Here is a 21,232-nt window from a genome sequence, read left to right on the forward strand (position 1 = left end):
CCTCACCCCTTCAACCCGAGCAGCTTCTTCGCCGTGCGCGACAGGTCCTTGTCCATCGCGGCCTCGGGGATGTCGAGCAGGGCCGTCGCCACCACCTTCCCCGCGCCGTGCGTGTTCTCGCCGGCGAGCTTCAGGTACGTGCCGAAGCGGGCGAGCCGCTCGGGGTGCGAGCGCGCCACCTCCACCCGGGCGAGCAGCGCCTGGGACAGCGCCGCCTTCGGGAACTTCTCGAACAGGTTTCGCAGCGCCTGTCGCTCCATCGCCTCCGGCCGCGTCTCCGCCAGGCGCACGGCCGGCTCGAGCATCGCCAGCCCGAAGGTCTTCAGCGCGGTGGAGACCACGTTGGGCTTCCAGCCGTCCACGAACGCGGAGAGCAGCGCCTCCGCCCCGCGCACGTCCCCGAGCACCCCCAGGGCATACACGGCCGCCTTCGCCCCCTCGTCGTCCGTGTCGCGCTCCTCCACGGCGTGGACGAAGCGGTCCAGCACCTCGGTGTCCCCCAGCCACGCGAGCGCCATGGCCGCGCGACGTCGCACGTCCTGCGACGCGTCTCCGTAGAACACCTGCCGCAGCACCGGCCACGCCTGCGTCAGTCCCAGGCCCTCCAGTTGGTCCACCGCCGCTTGTCGGCCCTCGCGGTTCGACTCCGTCAGCGCGCGCTGCGCGAAGGGCCGCAGCCGCTCCTGCCGCTCGCGTGCGAGGCGCGCCACCGCCTCCGGCCCCTTCTCCCGCGCCTGCACGTCGTCGAGCACCTCGCGCACATAGAGCCCGAGCCCGCTGTCATGCCGCCTGCGCGACAGGCCTTCCAGCAACACCCGCGCCTCGGGTCCACCCAGCTGCCCCAGCACCTGGACGGCCGTGCGATGCACCCGGTGGCTGTGATGCTCGGCCAGGGCGCGCTTCACCACCTCCAGCGCCCGCTCCCGGGGACAGGCCGTCACCGCGCGCACCACGAAGGTGCTCGCCGCGCCGTCGCTCCACGCGGGATACAGCGACTCCAGCAGCGTGTCCGTGCCCAGGCCCGCGTAGTGGTGCGCGGCGTGCGCCGCGGCCTCGTAGCGCGTCAGCTCCCCGCGAGCGCGCCTCCTCAAGGCCTCGCCCGGAAGCAGCGGCGTCTCGGGCTTGCGGATGCGGATGCTCGGGTGCGTGGGCACCGGCTCCAGCGCGCCCGCCTCCACCTGCACCGCGCCCGCCAGCCGCACCAGGGCGATGCCCAGCACCTGGTACACCTTGATGAAGTCCTCCAGCCGCTCCGCGGGGTCCGCACGCCGCGCCAGCGCCTCCAGGAGCGCCCCGGGCTTCTCCAACCCCAGCTCCCGCAGCCGCGCCACCAGGGGCTCCACCGCGCGAGGCGACACCGAGGGCAGCCCGTTCGAGAACCGCTCCGCCAGCTCGTCGCGCACCTCCGCCAACGCGATGGCCGCCGGGGACGCGCGCGCCGCGCGCGCCGCCTCCGCCCAACCTCCGCGCGGCACCGCGACTGGCGCCTCGACCCGCGCGCTCCGCCGTCCGCGCCGAGGCTCCTCGGGTGACTCCTGCTGTCCCAGGCCGCGCAGCTCCAGGCCCTCGGAGGTCTCCACCAGGACCGCGAGCGGGAACAGCGTGGGCAGCGCGGCCTCCAGCCCCACGTTGCCCAGCACCACCTTCAGCGTGGCCCCCTCCAGGGCCGCGGACAGGGGCTCGTCGAGCCGCGTGTCCGCCGGGAGGAACAGCCCCCGGTCTGCGGAGTCCACGAGCTGCGAGCGCTGCCCGCTCGCCAGCAGCGTCTGCACCCGCAGCGCCACCGGGAGCAGCTCCGGCGCGAACACGTCCTTGCGGTGCTCCTGGAAGGCCGCCAGCGCCGCGCCCACGTCCGGCAGCGCCACCTCGATGAGCCGCCGCAGCGCCGCGCCGCCCAGGTCCCGCGTCTTCTCCGCGCCCTCCAGGTCCAGCCGCACGGGCGCGAAGCCGGGATACCGGCCGCCCTTCGCGCCCTCCAGCACCGTGCCCGCGTGACTGCGCTTGGGCTCCACGCTGCGCAGGAACGCGGGGAGGATCTGCTTCTCCGCGTAGTGCGCACCTGTGCCCAGGTCGATGAAGCGGCTCTCGCGGATGACGAAGTTGTCGGGCGTGGGGCGAGTCGTGAATGCGTACTCCAGCAACCGCAGCCCCTCGACGGGCGCGCGGTCCTTCTTCGTCCACGTCTTGCCGATGAGCTCCTCGACGTAGCGGTCCTCCAGCACCTCGCCGCCCAGGTGCTTCTCCACCTTGCGCGCGGTGAGCAGCATGTCCGCCATCAAGTCCGTGAAGACGGGAGGCTCGAACGTTCCGGTGCGCGCCGCCGCCTGCTCCAAGAGCCCCGCCACCTCCACCGCGCGCGCCGCGAGCCTGCGCAGCCCGTTCGCGCGCAGCGCCTCGCCCAGCGCGCGCACCTGCTCGGCCCGGTCCTCGGACAACGCGGCCACCCCGGACAGTCCCAGCTCGCGCACCAGCGTGGACACCTGCGCCACGCCGGACCTCATCAGCTCGGCCGTCTGCGTCTTGCCCTTCTTCACGCTCTTCTTCGCGGGGCCGCCCGCGCCCGTGGGCGCCGTGTCGGTGGTGACGAAGGCGTCGGGCGCGCGAGACCACGCCACCAGCAGCGCCGCCGCGTGCTTGCAGAACGGCCGCGAGCGCGCCGCCATGCACGAGCACTTCCCCTTCACCTCGTGCCCGTCGCCGAACACCAGGGACACCTTGTACGGCGAGGCCCCGGAGCCCGACGCGTCCGCGAACAGCCGGTTCTCGAAGCGCGACAGGTGCGTGAGCTGCTTGTCGTCGAAGATGCGCGCGCCCTTCGACAGCTCGTCGCGGTCGCGGATGATGTCCGTCAGGGCCCCCATGCCCGGGGCCAGCCTTCGCACCTCAACCATGGCGAGTCTCCTTGTCGGCGTCGAGCAGGGACGTCAGGTCCTGGTTCCGCATCACCCGCTCCACCACGTCCACCAGCCTGCGAGGCGTGCAGCCGAAGCACGGGATGCCCATCGCGGTGAGCTTCTCCGCCATCACCGGGTCGTACGAGGGCCTGCCCCCGTCCGACAGCGCCAGCAGGCACAGCACCTTCGCCCGCGAGTCCACCAGCTGCCGCAGCCGCGCCACCAGCTCCTGGGCGTCGCCGCCCTCGCACAAGTCGGTAATCAGGATGAAGAGCGTCTTCTCCGGGCGCTCCACGTAATGCGTCTGCGCATATGCCACCGCCCGGTTGATGTCCGTGCCTCCGCCGAGCTGCGCGCTGAAGAGCACCTCCACCGGGTCCGACAGCACGGGCGTCATGTCCACCACCTCGGTGTCGAACAGGATGAGCCGCGTGCGCAGCACCTCCAGTGACGCGAAGATGGCCGCCATCACCGAGCTGTACACCACGCTCTCCGCCATGGAGCCGGACTGGTCCACCACCAGCGTCACGTCCCACTCGTGGTGACGGCGCTGGTTGGGCCAGAAGTAGAAGCGCTCGGGGACGAGCCGCCGGTGCTCCGCGTCCCAGCCCTTCAGGTTCTGGCGAATCGTGCGCTTCCAGTCGATGTTGCGCGCAATCGGCAGCGGGCTCGTCCTGTCGCGCCTCAGCGCGCCGAACACCGCCGTGCGCACGGTGGACTCCAGCTTCTCGCGCAGCTGGTCCACCACCTCGCGGACGATCTGCCGCGCGAGCGCCTTGGCGTCCTCGGGGATGAGGCCGCGCGCGCTCACCAGCGTCGTCACCAGCTCCACGTTCTTCTCGAGGAAGGGCAGCGTCTCCGGCTCGAACAGGAGCTGGGTGAGGCCCTTCTTCTCGATGGCGTCCTTCTGGACGAGGGCAATCACGTCGTCGCGGAAGAAGCCGCGCAGCGCGCCCAGCCACTCGGGGATGTACGGCCGCGAGCCGGAGGACCCAGCGCTCTTCTCGCCGTAGACGAAGGACAGCGCGTCATCCAGCGCCTCCAGCTCCGTCTCGCCCACGCCCACCGCGCTCGCGCCGGCGCCCAGCGCGTGCAGCGACGGACAGCTGCCCGTCTTCTCCGCGGCGGGGCCCAGCGCGAGCCGCCAGCGCAAGAGCGCCTCGCGGTCCTCCGGTGCCAGCTCCTTGGGGTCCACGCTCATAGCAGGTCATCCAGGTCGGCGAGCGCCTTGCCCAGCTCGGCGCTCATGTCCTTGAGCTTCTCGGTGTCCTTCTCCGCGAGAATCGTCTTCGCGGCCCGGCCCTTGTCTCCGAGCTGCCGCACCGCGACGACGTTCTCCAGGAGGTAGCGGCGCTCGGTGGGACCGAGCACGCCCAGTGCCCTCCTCAATACCGGGAGGGTCTGACGGAATCGCTCGGGGTCCACGCTCGACAGGAACGCATCCAGCGCCCGCACCACCTCGCGGTTCTTCACCAGCACCAGCGCGTTGACGCGCAGGAAGCCCTCCAGCCACGACGCGCCCGCCTCGGGCTCCACCGCCAGCGACAAGCGCAGCCCCACCTCGCGAGCGACCTCCGACTCACTCAGCTCCTCGGCCAGGTACAACAGGCCGGTGGCCAGCCCCGACGTGGCCGGATGCACGACGGTGCTCGACATCAACCCGCGCGCTTCGGTGAGCCAGCCGGCCTTGTCCGCCAGGGGCTGCGCGAGCGCCACCTCGTGCAGCGTCCTCAGCGCCCCCATCACCGAGGGCACGGCGTCCTGGGCGCAGGCGCACGCATCGGACACGCGAAAGAGCGCGCGAGCGAAGGTCTTCTGGCACAGCGCCGCCACGGCCTCGTCGCCCAGCGCCGAATGGGTCCGCGAGGTGCCATAGGCCACGAGCCCCGACAGCGCCCGCGAGGCCGAGGCGAGCGAGGGCAGGTCCGCGTCCGTGGTCGCGTGGCCGTCACAGGCACGCAGGGCGGAGGCCATCGTCTGCGGGCAGCCGGTGATGACGGACTCCAGCAGCACCGCCGCCGCCGCGCCCGTGGACTTCGCGAGGGCCAGCTGGTCCTGGAGGACGCGCGTCGTCACCGCCTCGAGCGAGTCGCCGAGGACGATCTTCTCCACCAGCGCCACATCGGTGGACGGCGTCCACTGTGCCTGCCAGGACTCGCGCACGCGCGTCAGCGCGGCCTGTCCCCCCGCCTCCTGCGCCGTGGCCTTCTGCTGACCCGTGGCGGCGAGGCCCGCGTAGGGGATGCCCACCACGCGCAGGCGATGCAGGAAGATGGAGGAGCCGACCTCCACGGGGTTGTTCAGCCGCAGGGTGAAGGTCTCCGCGCTGTCGGTGCTCGGCAGTCGGCGCGACTCGACCTCGCGCCAGAACTCCGCCTGCAGCGAGTTGCGGCCGATGCGGCTGGCCACCCGACCCACCTGATGTCCGACGACGCTCTTCCACAGGAAGTCGTCGACGTGGGTCGCGTCTCCCCGGCACAGCGTGGCCACGGTGGCCTCGCGCAGCTCGTCCAGGCCGGGGGCGCTCTTCTCGCGCAGGTCCGCGAGCGTCACCGCGAGCCGGTAGGCCTCCAGCACATCGGACAGCGACGCGGTGAAGCCGCGCATGCGCAGGTGTCCCGCGAAGTCGATGAGCACCTCCAGCGTGGCTCTCCGGAAGTCGCATTGGGCCTCGTGGGCCTTCTGGTAGAAGTGCGGCGCGCGGTTGCCGGCGCCGTAGCCGAGCTGCTCGGACAGGCGCGGGAAGCTGTAGGGAATCACCGTCACCGCGCAGGGCACGGCGGTCGGGAGCTTCGCCTCCAGCGTCGGGTCCACGTCCCGGGCCAGGAAGGCCGCCACATGGGCCGCGCCCGCCACCACGGCGATGCGCTCCGGAGGCACGCCGCTCGCGATGACCTCCAACACCTGGCGCGCCATGAAGGCATCACGCCAGCGGTGGTAGTCCGGCCGGGACCCCGCGTTGAGCACATCCGCCCAAGCGAGCAACACGGGCCGGAAGCCCTCGGGCGTCCAGTCAGGGGCCTCGAACATCGCCTCCCACAGCTCCTCGAACGAGCGATAGCCGCGCTCGCGAGCGAAGCGCTCGGTGAGCGGTTCCTCCATGCGCGCGCACGTGGACTCCGCGTCCTCCGAGGGCTCACCGTCGAGAGACACGGCTTCCACGTGACGGTCCACGCCCAGGCTGACGCCGACGGGGATGTCGATGAAGCGGGCGCGAGCGCCGTGGGCCTTCGCCCAGCGCAGGGCGGCGTATTCGGGCGAGTAGTCCGCGAAGGGCCACAGCGCGGAGCCCGGGGTGTCGTCGGTGCGGTAGCCGAGCAGGGCGATGGGCGGCTTCGTCTCCGCGTCGCACAGCACGTCCACCAGCTCCGAGGCATCGCAAGGGCCCTCGATGAGGACGACCTGGGGCTTCACGTGGTCGAGCCAGCGCGTGAGCACGGCGGTGGTGCGCGGTGAGTGGTGGCGCACCGGGAACAGGTGGGCGCCGAGGAGCAGGTCCAGGTCCATCAGCCCCTCAGGAGCTTCTTGCTGGCGGAGTACAGCTCCTTCCACGCGCCGGGGCGGCCCTTGGCCACGGTCTCCATGTACTCGCGCAGGGCCTTCACGTCGTCGGCCTGCTCCTTCACCACCGCGCCGACGAGCGAGGCGGCCAGCTCCTGCGCGGTGACCTTCCCGCCGCCGAACTGCTGCGCGAGGATGGAGCTGTTGAAGAGGACGCTGATGGCCTCCGCGGTGGAGAGCACGGCGCCCGGGGTGCGGACCTTCGTCTTGCCGTCCTTCGTCACGCCCTCGCGCAGCTCCTGGAAGAGCGTGAGCAGCATGCGTGACAGCTCCTCGGTGGGCGGCACGCCGACCTGATAGTCATTGCGCAGCTCGGCCTCGCGCTTCGTGACGATTTGAATCTCCTGCTCCAGGTCGTCGACGATGGGGACGGTGACGAAGTTGAAGCGGCGCTTGAGGGCGGCGCTCATCTCGTTGACGCCGCGGTCGCGGGTGTTGGCGGTGGCGATGAGGTTGAAGCCGCGCTGGGCGCTGACGACCTCGCCGAGCTCCGGGATGGAGACCTGCTTCTCGGAGAGGAGGGAGATGAGGGCGTCCTGAATCTCCGGCGAGGTGCGCGTCACCTCCTCGAAGCGGGCGAACTTGCCGGTGCGCATGGCGCGCAGGACGGGGGAGGGGACCAGGGCCTCGGGGGTGGGACCCTGCGCGAGCAGCAGGGCGTAGTTCCACGAGTACTTGAGGTGGTCCTCGCTGGTGCCAGCGGTGCCCTGGACGATGAGGGCGGAGGTGCCGCTGATGGCGGCGGAGAGGTGTTCGGAGAGCCAGCTCTTCGCGGTGCCGGGCTCGCCGACGAGCATCAGCGCGCGGTCGGACGCGAGCGTGGCGATGCAGACCTGGATGAGGCCCCGGTCGCCCACGTACTTGGGCGTGATGGTGACGCCGCCCACGGGCTTGGGGCTCCCGAGGATGTAGGCCTCCACGGCGCGCGGCGACAGGGCCCACCCGGGAGGGCGGGGCTTGTCGTCGTGGGCGGCGAGGGCTTCCAGCTCACTCCTGAACTTCGCTTCGGCGGGCAGTCGGATGTCCGGCATGCGTGAAAGCTACCGGTCCGGTCTGACACGCCACGCTCCGTCAGGTTGTCTCGACAGATGCGGGAAAACCGACCCAGGAGGAAACGCCTCCAGGGTGGCGACGTAGCAGTTGACCCTCCTGGGGGTTTCGGGCGTGCTACGCCTCATGTACCTGAAGAAAGTGGCCCTCGAGAACATCCGCTCCATCGATGCCTTGGAGTGGGCGCCGTCATCGGCCCCGACGCTCGCGGGATGGCACGTCATCATCGGGGACAACGGTGCTGGCAAGAGCTCGGTCCTCCGCGCGATGGCCCTTGCGATGGTGGGCCCCAGCGAGGCCATTGCCTTGCGTCAGGATTGGAACGAGTGGCTGCGATGGAAAACCCAGTCCGGTTCGATTCACCTGACCCTGGATTGGGACAAGAACTGGGACCAGTTCACGAAGAGCGGCAGGTCACCGAAGAACGTCGACCTCCAGGCGCGGTTGCGTTTCCAGCGCCCCGACGTCGGGCAGGTTCAGCTCGCGGGTGAAGACGTCGCGGTGGACCCCAGACGCAGCATCTGGGGAGATGGCTACGGCTGGTTCTGCGCCTCATATGGTCCCTTCCGAAGATTCACGGGCGGAGACAAGGACCAGGAGAAGCTCTTCTTCTCCAATCCCAAGCTCGCGCGGCATCTCTCGGTGTTCGGTGAATCCGTCGCGCTGACGGAGTGTCTGGAGTGGCTCAAGCTGCTCCAGTTCAAGAACCTGGAGACGAAGGGACAGGGCAAGGAGGGGCAGTTGCTGGAGGCGCTCAAGCAGTTCATCAACCAGCCTGACTTCCTCCCTCACGAAGCCAGACTCCATTCCATCAGCTCGGATGGCGTGCGCTTCGTCGATGGCAATGGCTGTGAGATTCCCGTCGAGAACCTGAGTGACGGTTATCGCTCCGTGCTCAGCATGACGTTCGAGCTCATCCGGCAGCTCGTGAAGACCTATGACGCCGAACACCTCTTCGCGGCAGGTGATGCGAAGACGGTCCAGGTGCCGGGGGTCGTCCTCATCGACGAAATCGATGTCCACTTGCATCCCACGTGGCAGCGTCGTGTCGGACACTGGTTCCGGAAGCACTTCCCCCACATCCAGTTCATCGTCACCACGCACAGCCCGCTCATCTGTCAGGCCGCGACGGTGGGCAGCATCTTCCGGCTGCCGCGCCCAGGGAGTGACGAGTCGGGTGGAATGGTTACCGGTATCGCGAGGGACCGGTTGCTGTATGGCAACGTCCTGGATGCTTATGGGACCGGGGTCTTCGGAGATGTCCCCACCCGCTCGGTCGAGGCCATCGCGCAGCTCGAGCGCCTGGCGATGCTCAACCAGAAGGAGCTCTCCGAGGGCCTGAGTGCCGAGGAGCGGCAGGAGCAGGAGCGCCTGCGGGCAAGGACTCCGACGGCCGCGAGCGCGCTTCCCTCGCCTGCCGTGGAGGACCTGCTCAAGTGATTCGCCTGCCGCAGGGGCTGTTGCCAGAAGCTGCTCGCCAGGGGCTCGAGGGATATCAACAGTCCATCGACGCACTGCCTGACTACGCGGAGCGAGTGGCGCAGGCGAAGAAGCGGTTCTCGTCGCTCAACAAGATTGGCAATCAGACCTTCGACCACGTCAAGGCGACGCTGACGCAGATGTGCTCGGGGGCGAGGCGCTGCGCCTACTGCGAGGACTCCGCTGCCGACGAGGTAGAGCACATCCGCCCCAAGACGCTCTATCCGGAGGTCGTCTTCGCGTGGATGAACTATCTCTATGCGTGCGGCCCCTGCAATGGCCGCAAGAATGACCACTTCGCGGTGTTCGACGGAGGCTCGAAGGCGCTGACGAAAGTGGCGAGGGCCCGGTCGGCACCCGTGACGCCGCCTGCTCCCGGCAGGCCCGTGTTCATCGATCCACGTGTCGAGGAGCCCATGGACTTCCTCGAACTCGACCTGCGTGACACCTTCTTCTTTCGGCCCAAGGCGCCTCCAGGAACGGAGGAGTACGTTCGCGCCGAGTACACGATTGGCACCCTGCAACTGAACCAGCGGGAGCTGCTTCCTCAAGCGCGTCGCGCCGCCTACTGGGACTACATGGCGCACTTGAGTGGCTACCTCCGCGCGAAGTCACAGGGGCTGCCCCAGGAGCACCTCGACATGCTGGCGGGGCAGGTCCGAACGCGGCAGCACCCCTCGGTGTGGCTCGAGATGAAGCGGCAGCACGAGAAGCTTCCGGACTTGCTGCTCCTGTTCGCCCAGGTCCCCGAAGCGCTCGGGTGGTGAGGTCGACAGCCCCTCACTCCGCGCAGGGGAACGCGGTGTCCAGCGTGCGAGTCCCCTGCACCCCGGGGCCCGTCAGCGTGGCCACCACCTTCACGGTGGACGCGCACTGATACGTCAGCAGGAACGGCACCACCGTGACGCCGCCCTCCGCGAGCACGTGAAGCTCGCGCGTCTGCGCCGTCTTCCACGCGCGGCGCGAACCGGCCTCCGACTCCTCCTTCGGCGCGCTCGCCGAGAGCTTCAGCTTCAGCGGCTTGTCGCCCTCGTACGTGCCCTTCACCTTCACCAGCAGCACCGCGTCCACGTTCATCCCATACGGGTCGGACGCCTCATCCACCGCGACGAGGGCCCCCTTCGCCCGGTCGAACACGCGCAGCTCGATTCCCTCCAGCGTCACCGCCGGCGCGCTCGCGCTCCCGGCCGTGGACGACACCAACAGCACTCCCCCCAAGAACAACGCGCGCAGCTTCGTTCGTGAAGACATCCCCGCCTCCAAGACTCACGACATGGTGCCCGGCACTGTACGCCAGCCCGCCCCCTCCCGTGCCCGGTCGGCGACCGTGTGGACATGCCCTGGCCCGTCGCTTCGTCGCTCGCTCTGCATTCCCACAAGGCCGTGCCCAGCGTGCGGAAGAACCCCATCCCTGGAGACGCCCATGAACCCCTCCATCCCCTCCCAGATGAAGGCCGCCGCCATCGACCGCTTCGGCGGTCCCGAGGTGCTCGACACGCGCACCATCCCCGTTCCCCAGGTCGGTCCCGGTGAAGTGCTCATCCAGGTCGAGACCGCGGGCATCGGCCAGTGGGACCCCTCCGAGCGCGCGGGCGAGATGGAGGGCTACAAGCCGGGCAAGACGTCCTTCCCCCACGTCCTCGGCACGGATGGCTGCGGCACCGTCGCCGCCGTGGGGGACGGCGTGAAGAACCTGAAGGTCGGCGACAAGGTCTACGCCTTCGGCTTCCTCAACGACAAGGGCGGCTTCTACGCCGAATACACCGCGGTGAAGGCCAGCGACACCGCGCCCATCCCCAAGGGATTGAGCGCGGAGCAGGCGGGCGTCCTGGCGGCGGATGGCATCACCGCCCTGCAAGGCGTGGAGGACACGCTGAAGGTCGGCAAGGGCACCACGCTGCTCGTCTACGGCGCGAGCGGCGGCGTGGGACACCTCGCGGTGCAGCTGGCGAAGCGGCTCGGCGCGCGCGTGCTCGCGGTGGCCTCCGGCTCCGACGGCGTGGAGCTCTTGAAGAAGCTCGGCGCGGACAAGGTCGTGGACGGCCGCGCGGATGACGTCGTGAAGGCCGCGCGCGAGTTCGCGCCGGACGGCATCGACGCGGCGCTGGTGCTCGCGGGCGGCGACAAGACGAACCAGGCGCTCTCCTGCGTGAAGTCCGGAGGCCACATCGCCTACCCCAACGGCGTCGAGCCCGAGCCCAAGGGCAACGACGGCGTCAAGGTCTCCAGCTACAACGGCGAGGCCAACTCCCAGGTGCTCGCGCGGCTCAACAGCCTCATCGAGTCCGGCCCCTTCCACGTCGAGGTCTCCCAGGTCTTCCGCCTGGACGAGGCCCGCGACGCGCACGAGGCCGTGGGCAAGCACCACCTGGGCAAGCTCGCGCTGCGCATCCATTGACGCGCCACACCCCGGGCCCCGCTTCCACGCGCGGGAAGCGGGGCCCGATTCCGTCACACGGGACGCGACGTCAGCGCGTCAGCTTGTCCGTGATGTCGATGGACGTGGGGCTCGAGGGCACGGCGAAGGTCTTCCCGTTGGCGGCCTGGAAGTCGAGCGACTTCAAGTTCACCGAGTAGACGAGCGGGTCCTGGTAGAACCGCACGTTGAGCACGTTGTGGGTGAGGTCCTTCACCACGGTCCACTGGGTGTAGTCGTCCTCTTCCTTCTGGGTGTTCTCGTTGAGGGCGCGCACGGTGCCTCGCGGGATGTCCACCGTGTTGAGCAGGTGGAAGGCGAGCGTGGTGGCCTCGGCGGCGTTGGCGACGGGGCGCGCGAAGTTCTTGAGGTACGTGGTGCGCACGAAGCGGGACGGAGGCATCGGGTCTCCGGGCAGCCCGCGCAGGCCGCTGCCATGGCCGGGCTGCGCGAAGCTCTCGCTGCCCAGCTCCACCTTCTTCGCGTCCCACGGGGACAGGCCCACGTACTCGCGCAGGTTCTTCAACTGGAACGGGAAGGGCGGCGCGTTGGTGAGCACGGCGACGGGGTTGTCGTGCAGGTGCATCACGCCGTCGAGGAACTCCACCACCAGGCTGTTGCCCTGGGCGTCATGGATGGGGAAGTGCAGCGGCAGGTACTGCGCCAGCCAGTCCGACTCCCAGACCTGGGCCTCGCCCTTCTCGAGCGCCCCGCGCACCTCCGCGACGGTGGAGAAGTTCCCCAGCACCCAGCCGGCGAAGAACGCCAGCGACAGCGCCTTCGAGTTGTCGGTGACCTTCGGGTAGCGCGAGTCCGGCAGCCACAGGCACCCGGTGGAGAGCCCCTCCGTGTTCAGGCCATCGACGATGAAGGGCACGTCGCCCTTTCCGGTGAGGCCCACGTAGCCATACCTGGACGTCCAGGACAGGCCGTTGGTGAGTCCCGAGGGCGAGGGCGAGGCGAACCTCGAGCCCGCGGCCCTGACGAGCAGCTTGGAGTCGAGGTCGACGCCGAACTCCATGCTGCGTCCATTGACCACGCTCTTATCCGAGGCGACGACGAGGAAGTCGGTGCACATGCCAGGCTCCTTGCGTGAGGTGGGGGAAACAGGGGTGACGCGGGCGGCCCTTGTGCACCGCTCGCGCCACGCACGCTCCTGTCAGCGAATCCGCGCGGTTGAAATCGCGCCCCGGTCGCGCTCCGGGGCTGCGTGTCGCCTACTGCACGCCAGCCGCCCGCGAGCCGCGTTCATGCGGGAGTCACCCGCGTCCGGCGCGGACGCGATGCGCGTGAACGGGAGGTTTCGGACACATGCACATTCGTGCTGTGGTGCCCGCCATGTCGACCTCACGAGTCGTGGTCATCGACCACCAGGCTCCCGCGCTGCAAGCCGCCTTCTGCGACTACGTGCCCCGGGTCTTCCGCACCGCGGACTTCAGGCGCTGGTGCGAGTGGGGCGAGTGGACCGACGACTACCGCGCGTTCAGCGTCATGGAGGACGGGCGCGTGGTGGCGAACGCGTCGGTGATGCGCATGTGCCTGCGCGTGGAGGGCCGCGACGTCACCGGCTATCAACTGGGCGCGGTGGGCTGTGTCCCCGAGCGCCGGGGGCACGGCCTCGCGCGCGTGGCGATGGAGGCGGCGCTGGAGTCCTGCGGCGACGCGCCGGTGATTCTGTTCGCGAACAAGACGGTGCTCGATTTCTATCCACGCTTCGGCTTCGCGCCGCGAGCACAAAGCCTGTTCGGCGTGGACCTCCAGGTGACACCGTCGGCCGAGCCCGCGCCGACGCTGGAGCTGGCGGACCCCACGGTCCGTCAGGGATTGAGGACGCTCGCGAGGGAGGGCACGCCGCTGACGGAGCGCTTCGGCGCGCGGCGCCACGCGCGCATCGCCAGCTGGTACGCGGCGGCGAACTTCGCGAGGCCGCTGCGCCAACTGCGCGAGGACGCGTGGGTCTTCGCGAGCGTGGAGGACGGCGTGCTCCACCTCGACGACGTCTTCGCGACCGAGGTGTTCGACCTGCGTCCCTACCTGGGCCGGCTGGTGGCGGAGCCCGTGAAGCAGGTCCGGTTCGGCTTCACGCCGGAGCGCTGGTGGCCGGACGCGCGCGTGCTCGGCGAGGACGACGACGCGGACCTGTTCGTGCGAGGGCTGTCCTTGCCCGAGGGACCGGACCGCTTCCCGGTGATGGCCAGGACGTGAGGCTCACGTCCCCGAGCGCGCGCCGAAGCGGCTGGGCGGCTGTCCCGTCCACCGACGGAAGGCGCGGGTGAACGTGCTCACGTCGGAGAAGCCGAGCAGGTACGCGATTTCGCTCACCGAGCGCCCGGGCTCGGAGAGATAGGACAGGGCCAGCGTGCGGCGCGTCTCCGCGAGCAGCTCGCGAAAGCCCGAGCCCGATTCCACCAGCTTGCGCTGCAGGCTGCGCGAGCTCATGTGCAGCCGCTCCGCCACCTTCTCCTGGGACGGCTCGCCCTGGGGCATCAGCTCCAGCAGCATCGCGCGCACCCGCGTCACCAGGTCCTGCCCCGCGTGCCTCGCCAGGTGCCGGGTGATGAGCTCGTCGTTGATGCGCGCCAGCTCCGGGTTCGCCCCCGGCAGCGTCACCTCGAACGGCGCCCGCTCGTACACCAGCACGTCCGCGTTGGCCCCGAACGTCACCTTGCACCGGAACAGCTTCTCGTACGGCCGCAGGTCCGAGGGCGCCTGCCGGCGCAGCAGCACCTCGCGCGGCGACAGCTCCCGCGTGTAGACGACCCGGCAGAAGCGCACCAGCAGGTACGCCACCGCGTCCGTCTCCTCCTCGCACAGGTGCGGCCCGTCGCCGCCGTCGAAGAGGATCACCTGATAGCAGTCCCCATCCCGCGTGAAAGCCGGCCGCAGCGCGTCCGACACCAGCGCCACCGCGTGCACCAGCCGCTCGAACGCCTCGCGCAGCGTGCTGGACGCGTTGAGCCGGTAGCCCACCGCGTGGAACGTCGTCGGGCTCACCTGCCGCGCCATCTCCAGCCCGATGGCCGGGTCCCCCGAGCTCTCCACCGCCAGCCGCCACAGCCGCGTCAGCCCCTCCTGCGGATAGCGCGCGTTGGCGTCACCGAGCAGCCCCGGATTCAACCCGGCCTTCACGAACAACCCGTGGGAGTCCAGGCCACGCAGCTCCAGCGTGCGATGGAGCGCGAGGGCCCAGCTCGTCAACATGGTCGCCGGAGAGCTCATGTTGTCGCCTTCGGCCAAGGGAATTGGCGCAATGGGGCAAGCGGTCCAGGGCCGCTCAGCGATACCTTGGCTTCCTCGGAATCCTGCCATGTCGGAGGTGAGGATGCTCAATCCCGCATCAGTGTGTCCTCTTGGTAACGCATTGCATCATGTCTGTCTGTAGACCAGTCCGAGCGTAGCCGTTCAAGGGCTCCACGCTTTTCCACCCCGCTCACATTCCGTCAGCCCTTTTTCCGTCGGCGGAGGTCCCCGCCGCGTCGGGTCGGCGTGTGCGTGGGGCCCCGCGGTTCGCGGCGTGGGATGGGCTCTCGCCGTGGTCGTCCCCCTGTCATCCCCCGAGGTCTGGCATCCCCATGACTCCCACGAGACTCAGAGGCATCCAGAAGTCCTTGCTGGCGGCGGCGGCGCTGCTCGCCGTCATGTCGCCCGGCTTCACCCCCGCGCGGGCGGCGCCGCCGTCGTTCATCGCCTTCGAGAGTGGCCAGGTGCGCCCGCTGGCGTTGTCGCCGGACCGCACGCGGCTGTTCGCGGTGAACACGCCGGACAACAGCCTGTCCATCTTCACCGTGGGCGCCAATGGCTTGACGCTCCAGTCGCGCGTGCAGGTGGGCCTGGAGCCCATCGCCGTCGCCGCGCGCAATGACAATGAGGTCTGGGTGGTCAACCACCTGTCGGACAGCGTGAGCGTGGTGTCGCTCACGGGCACGCCGCGCGTGGTGCGCACGCTGCTGGTGGGGGACGAGCCGCGCGACATCGTCTTCGCGGGCACGGGGGGCCGGGCCTTCATCACCACGGCGCACCGCGGGCAGCACCGCACGCACGCGTCCATCGCGGCGGTGCCGGGCGCCGGAGACCCGAAGCTGACCACGCCGGGCGTGGGCCGCGCGGACGTCTGGGTGTTCGACCCGGCCAACCTGGGCACCTCGCTGGGCGGCACGCCCGTGCGCATCCTCAACTTCTTCGGTGACACCCCGCGCGCGCTGACGGTGAGCCCGGACAAGCAGACGGTGTACGCGGCCGTCTTCAAGTCGGGCAACCAGACGACGTCCATCCTGGAGGAGACCGTCTGTGAGGGCTTCAATCCCTACCTGCCCTGCCTGGTGAACGGCTCCATCTATCCGGGCGGCAGCCCCGGCCCCGCCACCAACCACGAGGGCATCCGCGCGCCCGAGGTGGCGCTCATCGTGAAGTACAACAACCAGGCCGGCAAGTGGCAGGACGAGCTGGGGCGCAACTGGAACAACGCGGTGCGCTTCCGGCTGCCGGACCAGGACGTCTTCGCGGTGGACGCGAACTCGCTGGGGCAGAAGGCGGCGTACTCGCAGGTGGGCACCACGCTGTTCAACATGGTGACCAACCCGGTGACGGGCACGGTGTACGTGTCCAACACGGAGGCCTTCAACCACGTGCGCTTCGAGGGCCCCGGCAACTACGGCGGCACCACGGTGCAGGGCCACCTGGCGGAGACGCGCATCACCGCCATCCTCGGCGGCAGCGTGCTGCCCCGGCACCTCAACAAGCACCTGGACTACTCGAAGCTGGCCACGGACCCGGCCTTCGACCGGACGGCGAAGAACCACAGCCTGGCCACGCCGGTGGACATGGCGGTGAGCTCGGACGGGCGCACGCTGTACGTGGCTGCGTACAGCTCCAGCAAGGTGGGCGTGTTCGACACGCAGGCGCTGGAGGCGGACAGCTTCAATCCGCGGCTCAACAGCGCGGCCTACATCCCCGTCAGCGGCGGTGGCCCCAGCGGCCTCATCCTGGACGAGGCGCGCAATCGTCTCTACGTGCTGACCCGCTTCGACAACGCGGTGAAGGTCATCGACCTGGCCACGCGCGCGGAGCTGGGCAAGCAGGTGCTGCCCAACCCGGAGCCCGCCTCCGTGGTGCAGGGCCGCCCCATCCTCTACGACGCGGCGACGTTCTCCGCGAACGGCGAGGCCTCGTGCGCCAGCTGCCACATCTTCGGCGACATGGACGACCTGGCGTGGGACCTGGGCAACCCGGATGACGACGTGACGCAGAACCCGATTCCGGGGCGCCTGTTGGGCGCGGCGGAGCTGCTCAAGCCGCACATCAACGGCTCCGGCAACGTGGAGGACTTCCACCCGATGAAGGGCCCCATGACGACGCAGACGTTGCGCGGCATGGTGGTGTCGGGCCCGATGCACTGGCGCGGTGACCGCTCCACGGGCTTCTTCGGCACGTCGGGCACGGACCCCAACCTGTCGTTCATGAACTTCATCGTCGCGTTCGAGGGGCTCCTGGGCCGCTCCACCGCGCCCACGCAGGCGGAGATGCAACGCTTCACTGACTTCCAGCTGCAGGTGCAGCTGCCGCCCAACCCGGTGCGCAACCTGGACAACTCGCTCACCGCGGCGCAGCAGCGGGGGCTGGACTTCTACGCGGGCTCACGCCGCTCGGATGGCCTCCCGTTCGGAGAGGGGCTGGGCTTCACGTGTGAGGGGTGTCACCGGCTGAGCCCGGCGCAGGGCTTCTACGGCACGGATGGCATGGCGAGCTTCGAGAACATCCCGCAGATCGTGAAGATTCCGCACCTGCGCAACATGTATCAGAAGGTCGGCATGTTCGGTAACCCGACGACGCCCTTCTTCCTGGCGCCGGACAGCGGCTGGCAGGGGGACCAGGTGCGTGGGTTTGGCTTCGTGCACGACGGCGCGGTGGACACCATGGCGCGCTTCCTGTCGGCCATCGTGTTCATCCCGAGCATCGGCGTGGGCTTCCCGCTGAACAACCCGGACGCCACGCGGCGGGACGTGGAGCAGCTGTTGCTCGCGTTCGACACGGACCTGGCGCCCATCGTCGGGCAGCAGGTGACCTTGACGAGCACCAACGCCTCGGCGGTGGGGCCGCGCATCGACCTGCTGTTGCAGCGCGCGCGCACGCCGTTCGCCTCGAAGATTCTGGGGACGGGCGTGACGGAGTGCGACCTCGTCGCGAAGGTGGCGTTGGGCGGGCGGGTGAAGGGCTTCCTCTTCAGTCCGTCGGGCAACGGCTTCATCCCGGATGACGGCACCACGGCGAGCGTGTCCGACGCGGCGCTGCGCAACTACGCGAAGACGGCGGGCCAGGAGGTCACCTACACCTGCGTGCCGCCGGGCTCGGGTCCGCGCATCGGCCTCAATCGCTGAGGAGTCAACACTTCGGACGCCCGCGAGAGCCCCGTGCCCTCGCGGGCGTTCGCGTTTGTATCAGCCGGAGTTCATGTCTGCAGTCGGGGTGCACGGTGTTTCCGTGACAGTGGTTGGATTGTCGTGGCGTTGCATTCCGAGAATGCAATGTTTCGCGAGACTCGGGTTGTCGTGGCTTTCGAGGTGGGTCGCGTGCAACCTGGGTCGCATGCAAGCCAAGTGTATTCAGGTGGGGATGGGGTTGTTGTTGATGTGTGTGATGACGGCCTGTGGTTCGTCGGAGTCGAAGGGTGGGCCGGGCGCGGTGCAGCAGGAGGACGGGGGCGGGGTGGTGCCGGATGCGGGAGCGCCGGATGCGGGGGCGCCGGACTCGGGCACGCCGGATGCGGGCACGCCGGACGCGGGAGCGGACGGGGGCGTGGTGGAGGCGGGGCCGCCGTGTGAGAAGACGCACGGAGTCTGTGCCGGGGCGAAGCGCGCGAAGGTGGATGGCGTGTATGAGTCGGTGTGCACGGCGCTCTCCTATGGCGGGGATTACGAGGGGTCGGAGACGCGCTGTGACGGGTTGGACAATGACTGTGATGGGGTGACGGACCCGCCGAGCACGTCTCGGGTGGCGGCGCTGGGTGGGTCCGTGCACGGTGGGTTGGTGTCGAGCCTCCGGACGGAGACGGGGGTATGGGTGGCGGTGCTGGATTCGGCGAGCGAGGCGCGCATCCTGCGATTGGATTCGAACCTGGTGCTCCAGGGGAGCTCGGGGGTGCCGTATCAGTGGACGCGCACGGGCGGGGCGGTGGGGATGCCGCGGAGCGCGAGGTTGGTGCGCACGGCGGAGGGGCCCGCGCTGTACTACGCGACGACGGACGGGGCTTCGCCGCCGCTGCGGGGGTATCTGGTTCCGCTGGACGGGGAGGGGGCGCCAAGGACGGAGGGAGGGGGCGCGCTGGTGGAGTATCCGATGTTGGACCGGGAGTTCGACAGCTCGGAGTCGTTCGTGGCGGCGTCGCCGACGGGGGAGCGGGTGGTGGTGTTGTGGCGAGCCGGTTCGGAGCAGGCGCCGCCGCTGCAGGTGATGGGGAAGGTGACGGACGCGCGGGGGCAGGTGCTGGTGGCGCCGAAGGTGCTGTTCGAGAGCACGTCGGGAGGGACGCCGTATCCGGCGAGTGTGCTGTGGCTGCGCAATGGGGAGGTATTGGTGGCGATGGGGGAGTCGCAGTCGGGGGTGACGCAGGAGGTGGTGAGGGTGCGCCGGCTCGATGAGGCGTTGGAGCAGGTGGGGGAGGAGCGGGTGTTCACGGCCTCCGAGTCACCGATGCCGTTGTTGGTGGATCGGGGCGAGGCGGCGGGAGAGCCGCTGGTGTCGCCGGTGTTGGTGATGCGGGCGCGGGAGGCGCCGGACTTCCGTGCCCGGATTCAGGTGACGAGCAGCCTGTTCGAGGGCGGGATGCCCGCGACGTGGACGGAGGAGCCCGAGGGGTTCGTGCCGTGGTACGGCGCGCACGGTGGTGACGGAGTGGTTCAGCTGTCCTGGTTGTCGAAGGTGTATGACCAGGGCGAGGGCGGCGCGGCGAGGTTCTGGGGGCGACTGTGGGCGCAGGAGCCGGGAGTCGCGGCGGTGGAGCGGACGCCGGCGCTGGAGCCGATGTGGCTGACGGCGGAGGCGCAGTGGGTGTTGATGGAGAAGGTGGCGCCCCGGCGCATGGCGGCGATGTACATGGTGTCCACGGACGAGGGGCTGTTCCTGGACGCGGTCCGCTATTGCACGCAGTGAAGTCGTGAGGCGCGGGCCCCGCGAGACGCCGTGTCAGGCTTTCGCGGGGTTGCGGGTCATGGCGCAACCATGACTGGGTCGAATGCGCCGCGACGTGCGAAGCTGAGAAGCATGAATGCAAGGTGTTTGGGGATGGGCCTGGCCCTCCTGTTGGTGACAGTGGGGTGCGGGTCCTCCGGGTCGAAGGGGGATGCGGGCACGGTGGATGAGGACAGCGGCTCTCGGAAGGACGGCGGAGTTCCCGGGGAGGGAGGTCCGGCAGACGCGGGGCCCGGTGATGCAGGCACGGACCCGCTGGCCTGCGAGAAGCAGCGCGGCGTCTGCGCGGGTGCGAAGCGCGCGATGGTGGGTGGCGCGTACGAGTCGGAGTGCACGGCGCTCTCCTATGGCGCGGACTACGAGAGCGCGGAGACGCGCTGTGACGGACTCGACAACGACTGTGACGGCGTGACGGACCCGTCGGTGGAGTCACGCGTCACGGCCCTTCCTGGAGGGTACGGGGTGGGGCAGATCTCCAGCCTCCGGACGGAGGCTGGGGTGCTGGTGGCGGTCTTCGACGGGGCGACCGACGCGCGCGTCCTCCGGCTGGACGAGAACCTGAAGGTTCAGGAGACGTCGAGCGTGCCGATGGCCTGGGTGCGCACGGGGACGGCTCGGCACCACGTGCGCTCCTCGAAGCTGGTGCGGACCTCGGAAGGGATCGCGCTGTTCTACTCCACCCTGAACTTCATGGTGGCTCCGCTCAACGCCTACCTCGTCCCGCTCGAGGCGAATGGGTCACCCAAGCGGGGGGCGGACGGTGAGGTGCTGGAATATCGGCTGCTCGACCGGCCGATGGATGAGGGGCGCACGGTGGTGGCTGCATCAACCGAGCATGACCGGCTGGTGGTGCTCTGGACGACGGGAAAGCCCCTGACTCCACCCATCCAGGTGATGGGCACCGTGGTGGATTCGAAGGGGCAGGTGCTCGTGGCGCCCAAAGCGCTCTTCGAGAGCGCGTCGAACTGGACGCCCTCTCCAAGGAGTGCGCTGTGGCTGCGCAATGGTGAGCTCCTGGTGGCGCTGGCGGAGGAGTCAGGGAAGGGGCAGGGCATCGTCCGAGTGCGCCGGCTCGACGCGGCGTTGGAGCAGGTGGGGGAGGAGCGAGCCTTCACGACGTCTGAGGAGCCAGTCCCTCAGTTGGTCGACCTGGGTGAGTCGGCGGGGGCCCCGCTCGCCTCTCCGGTGTTGGTGTGGCGCAGCCGCGAGGCGCCGGAGTACCGCCGCTGGATTCGCGTGGCGGGTCACCTGTTCGAGGGCGGCCAGCCGGTGACTTGGATGATGGACACTCCGGTCTATGTGCCCTGGTTCGGAGTCTTCGCCGACGAGGGTGTGCTGAGGCTGTCCTGGCTGTCGAGGTTCTTTGACGGGTGGGAGAACAACACGCCGATCTATTGGGGCCGCCTGTGGACGCAGGGCCCGGGCGCCGCACCGGTGGACCGGACACCAGGATTGGAGCTGATGTCCCTGAATGAGCATGCGATGTGGGTGCTGATGGAGAAGGTGGCGCCCCGCCGCATGGCGACGATGTACACGGCGACCACGGACGAAGGGCAGTTCCTGGACGCGGTCCGCTACTGCACGCCGTGAAGTCATGATGCGCGAGCCCCGCGGGCGCCAGGTCAGGCTTTCGCGGGGCTCCTGGTCA

The 21,232-nt window shown here is 69.6% G+C and carries 14 protein-coding genes; 7 read left to right on the top strand and 7 right to left on the bottom strand.

Translation table 11 applies throughout. The features are described 5' to 3' along the window. Positions 1-2: 2 nt before the first annotated feature. Genes OWM54_RS22620 through OWM54_RS22635 form a run of 4 tightly spaced genes read right to left on the bottom strand, consistent with a single transcriptional unit; the run spans position 3 to position 7,486 of the window. The gene (locus OWM54_RS22620; protein ID WP_267698819.1) at positions 3-2,891 is read right to left on the bottom strand and encodes a HEAT repeat domain-containing protein; all 2,889 of its coding nucleotides are present in this window, start codon (positions 2,889-2,891) and stop codon (positions 3-5) included. Then, positions 2,884-4,095 (bottom strand): VWA domain-containing protein, encoded by a 1,212-nt coding sequence (locus tag OWM54_RS22625; protein ID WP_267698820.1) that lies wholly within the window; start codon positions 4,093-4,095, stop codon positions 2,884-2,886. Before OWM54_RS22625 ends, OWM54_RS22620 begins: the two co-directional genes overlap by 8 nt. Then, positions 4,092-6,401 (bottom strand): DUF5682 family protein, encoded by a 2,310-nt coding sequence (locus OWM54_RS22630; RefSeq protein ID WP_267698821.1) that lies wholly within the window; start codon positions 6,399-6,401, stop codon positions 4,092-4,094. Before OWM54_RS22630 ends, OWM54_RS22625 begins: the two co-directional genes overlap by 4 nt. Further along, complete coding sequence (locus OWM54_RS22635) at positions 6,401-7,486, bottom strand: ATP-binding protein (protein WP_046717048.1); 1,086 nt, start codon at positions 7,484-7,486, stop codon at positions 6,401-6,403. Before OWM54_RS22635 ends, OWM54_RS22630 begins: the two co-directional genes overlap by 1 nt. Positions 7,487-7,631: 145 nt before the next feature. On the opposite strand from OWM54_RS22635, the gene OWM54_RS22640 reads away from it, so the two are divergent. Together OWM54_RS22640 and OWM54_RS22645 are read left to right on the top strand one after the other, a co-directional pair. Further along, positions 7,632-8,945 carry an AAA family ATPase gene (locus tag OWM54_RS22640; protein ID WP_267698822.1) on the top strand — a complete coding sequence of 438 codons (1,314 nt, stop codon included), beginning with the start codon at positions 7,632-7,634 and terminating at the stop codon, positions 8,943-8,945. Next, positions 8,942-9,751: a hypothetical protein gene (locus OWM54_RS22645; RefSeq protein ID WP_248545370.1), complete on the top strand. Its 810-nt coding sequence runs from the start codon at positions 8,942-8,944 to the stop codon at positions 9,749-9,751. The genes OWM54_RS22640 and OWM54_RS22645 overlap by 4 nt, the downstream gene beginning before the upstream one ends. Before the next feature lie 13 nt (positions 9,752-9,764). Here OWM54_RS22645 and OWM54_RS22650 read toward each other — a convergent pair whose 3' ends face one another. After that, positions 9,765-10,235 (bottom strand): hypothetical protein, encoded by a 471-nt coding sequence (locus OWM54_RS22650; protein ID WP_267698823.1) that lies wholly within the window; start codon positions 10,233-10,235, stop codon positions 9,765-9,767. A gap of 172 nt (positions 10,236-10,407) precedes the next feature. Here OWM54_RS22650 and OWM54_RS22655 point away from each other — a divergent pair, with 172 nt between their 5' ends. Next, positions 10,408-11,382, top strand: coding sequence for an NADP-dependent oxidoreductase (locus OWM54_RS22655; protein WP_223750886.1), 975 nt, complete (start codon positions 10,408-10,410; stop codon positions 11,380-11,382). Between the two features lie 70 nt (positions 11,383-11,452). On the opposite strand, the gene OWM54_RS22660 is transcribed toward OWM54_RS22655, so the two are convergent. Continuing rightward, the gene (locus OWM54_RS22660; RefSeq protein ID WP_267698824.1) at positions 11,453-12,478 is read right to left on the bottom strand and encodes a linear amide C-N hydrolase; all 1,026 of its coding nucleotides are present in this window, start codon (positions 12,476-12,478) and stop codon (positions 11,453-11,455) included. Positions 12,479-12,738: 260 nt separating this feature from the next. Here OWM54_RS22660 and OWM54_RS22665 point away from each other — a divergent pair, with 260 nt between their 5' ends. Then, positions 12,739-13,605, top strand: a complete 867-nt coding sequence (locus OWM54_RS22665) for a GNAT family N-acetyltransferase (RefSeq protein ID WP_267698825.1) — start codon at positions 12,739-12,741, stop codon at positions 13,603-13,605. Positions 13,606-13,608: 3 nt separating this feature from the next. On the opposite strand, the gene OWM54_RS22670 is transcribed toward OWM54_RS22665, so the two are convergent. Beyond that, on the bottom strand, positions 13,609-14,619 hold the full coding sequence (locus tag OWM54_RS22670; protein ID WP_223750890.1) for an AraC family transcriptional regulator: 1,011 nt from the start codon (positions 14,617-14,619) through the stop codon (positions 13,609-13,611). Positions 14,620-14,972: 353 nt separating this feature from the next. On the opposite strand from OWM54_RS22670, the gene OWM54_RS22675 reads away from it, so the two are divergent. The 3 genes from OWM54_RS22675 (at position 14,973) to OWM54_RS22685 (ending at position 21,174) form a co-directional block, all read left to right on the top strand. Next, positions 14,973-17,774 carry a YncE family protein gene (locus tag OWM54_RS22675; RefSeq protein ID WP_223750891.1) on the top strand — a complete coding sequence of 934 codons (2,802 nt, stop codon included), beginning with the start codon at positions 14,973-14,975 and terminating at the stop codon, positions 17,772-17,774. Positions 17,775-17,982: 208 nt separating this feature from the next. Continuing rightward, positions 17,983-19,545, top strand: coding sequence for a putative metal-binding motif-containing protein (locus OWM54_RS22680; protein WP_267698826.1), 1,563 nt, complete (start codon positions 17,983-17,985; stop codon positions 19,543-19,545). 132 nt (positions 19,546-19,677) lie between these two features. After that, the gene (locus tag OWM54_RS22685; protein ID WP_267698827.1) at positions 19,678-21,174 is read left to right on the top strand and encodes a putative metal-binding motif-containing protein; all 1,497 of its coding nucleotides are present in this window, start codon (positions 19,678-19,680) and stop codon (positions 21,172-21,174) included. Positions 21,175-21,232 lie beyond the last annotated feature (58 nt).

Source organism: Myxococcus sp. MISCRS1 (assembly GCF_026626605.1).
GTDB lineage: Bacteria > Myxococcota > Myxococcia > Myxococcales > Myxococcaceae > Myxococcus > Myxococcus fulvus.

Coding starts and splice junctions, on each gene's coding strand:
- OWM54_RS22635 (WP_046717048.1), bottom strand. CDS start 7,486: ATGCCGGACATCCGACTGCCCGCCGAAGCGAAGTTCAGGAGTGAGCTG.
- OWM54_RS22680 (WP_267698826.1), top strand. CDS start 17,983: ATGCAAGCCAAGTGTATTCAGGTGGGGATGGGGTTGTTGTTGATGTGT.
- OWM54_RS22660 (WP_267698824.1), bottom strand. CDS start 12,478: ATGTGCACCGACTTCCTCGTCGTCGCCTCGGATAAGAGCGTGGTCAAT.
- OWM54_RS22640 (WP_267698822.1), top strand. CDS start 7,632: ATGTACCTGAAGAAAGTGGCCCTCGAGAACATCCGCTCCATCGATGCC.
- OWM54_RS22670 (WP_223750890.1), bottom strand. CDS start 14,619: ATGAGCTCTCCGGCGACCATGTTGACGAGCTGGGCCCTCGCGCTCCAT.
- OWM54_RS22655 (WP_223750886.1), top strand. CDS start 10,408: ATGAACCCCTCCATCCCCTCCCAGATGAAGGCCGCCGCCATCGACCGC.
- OWM54_RS22685 (WP_267698827.1), top strand. CDS start 19,678: ATGGGCCTGGCCCTCCTGTTGGTGACAGTGGGGTGCGGGTCCTCCGGG.
- OWM54_RS22650 (WP_267698823.1), bottom strand. CDS start 10,235: ATGTCTTCACGAACGAAGCTGCGCGCGTTGTTCTTGGGGGGAGTGCTG.
- OWM54_RS22665 (WP_267698825.1), top strand. CDS start 12,739: ATGTCGACCTCACGAGTCGTGGTCATCGACCACCAGGCTCCCGCGCTG.
- OWM54_RS22630 (WP_267698821.1), bottom strand. CDS start 6,401: ATGGACCTGGACCTGCTCCTCGGCGCCCACCTGTTCCCGGTGCGCCAC.
- OWM54_RS22675 (WP_223750891.1), top strand. CDS start 14,973: ATGACTCCCACGAGACTCAGAGGCATCCAGAAGTCCTTGCTGGCGGCG.
- OWM54_RS22625 (WP_267698820.1), bottom strand. CDS start 4,095: ATGAGCGTGGACCCCAAGGAGCTGGCACCGGAGGACCGCGAGGCGCTC.
- OWM54_RS22620 (WP_267698819.1), bottom strand. CDS start 2,891: ATGGTTGAGGTGCGAAGGCTGGCCCCGGGCATGGGGGCCCTGACGGAC.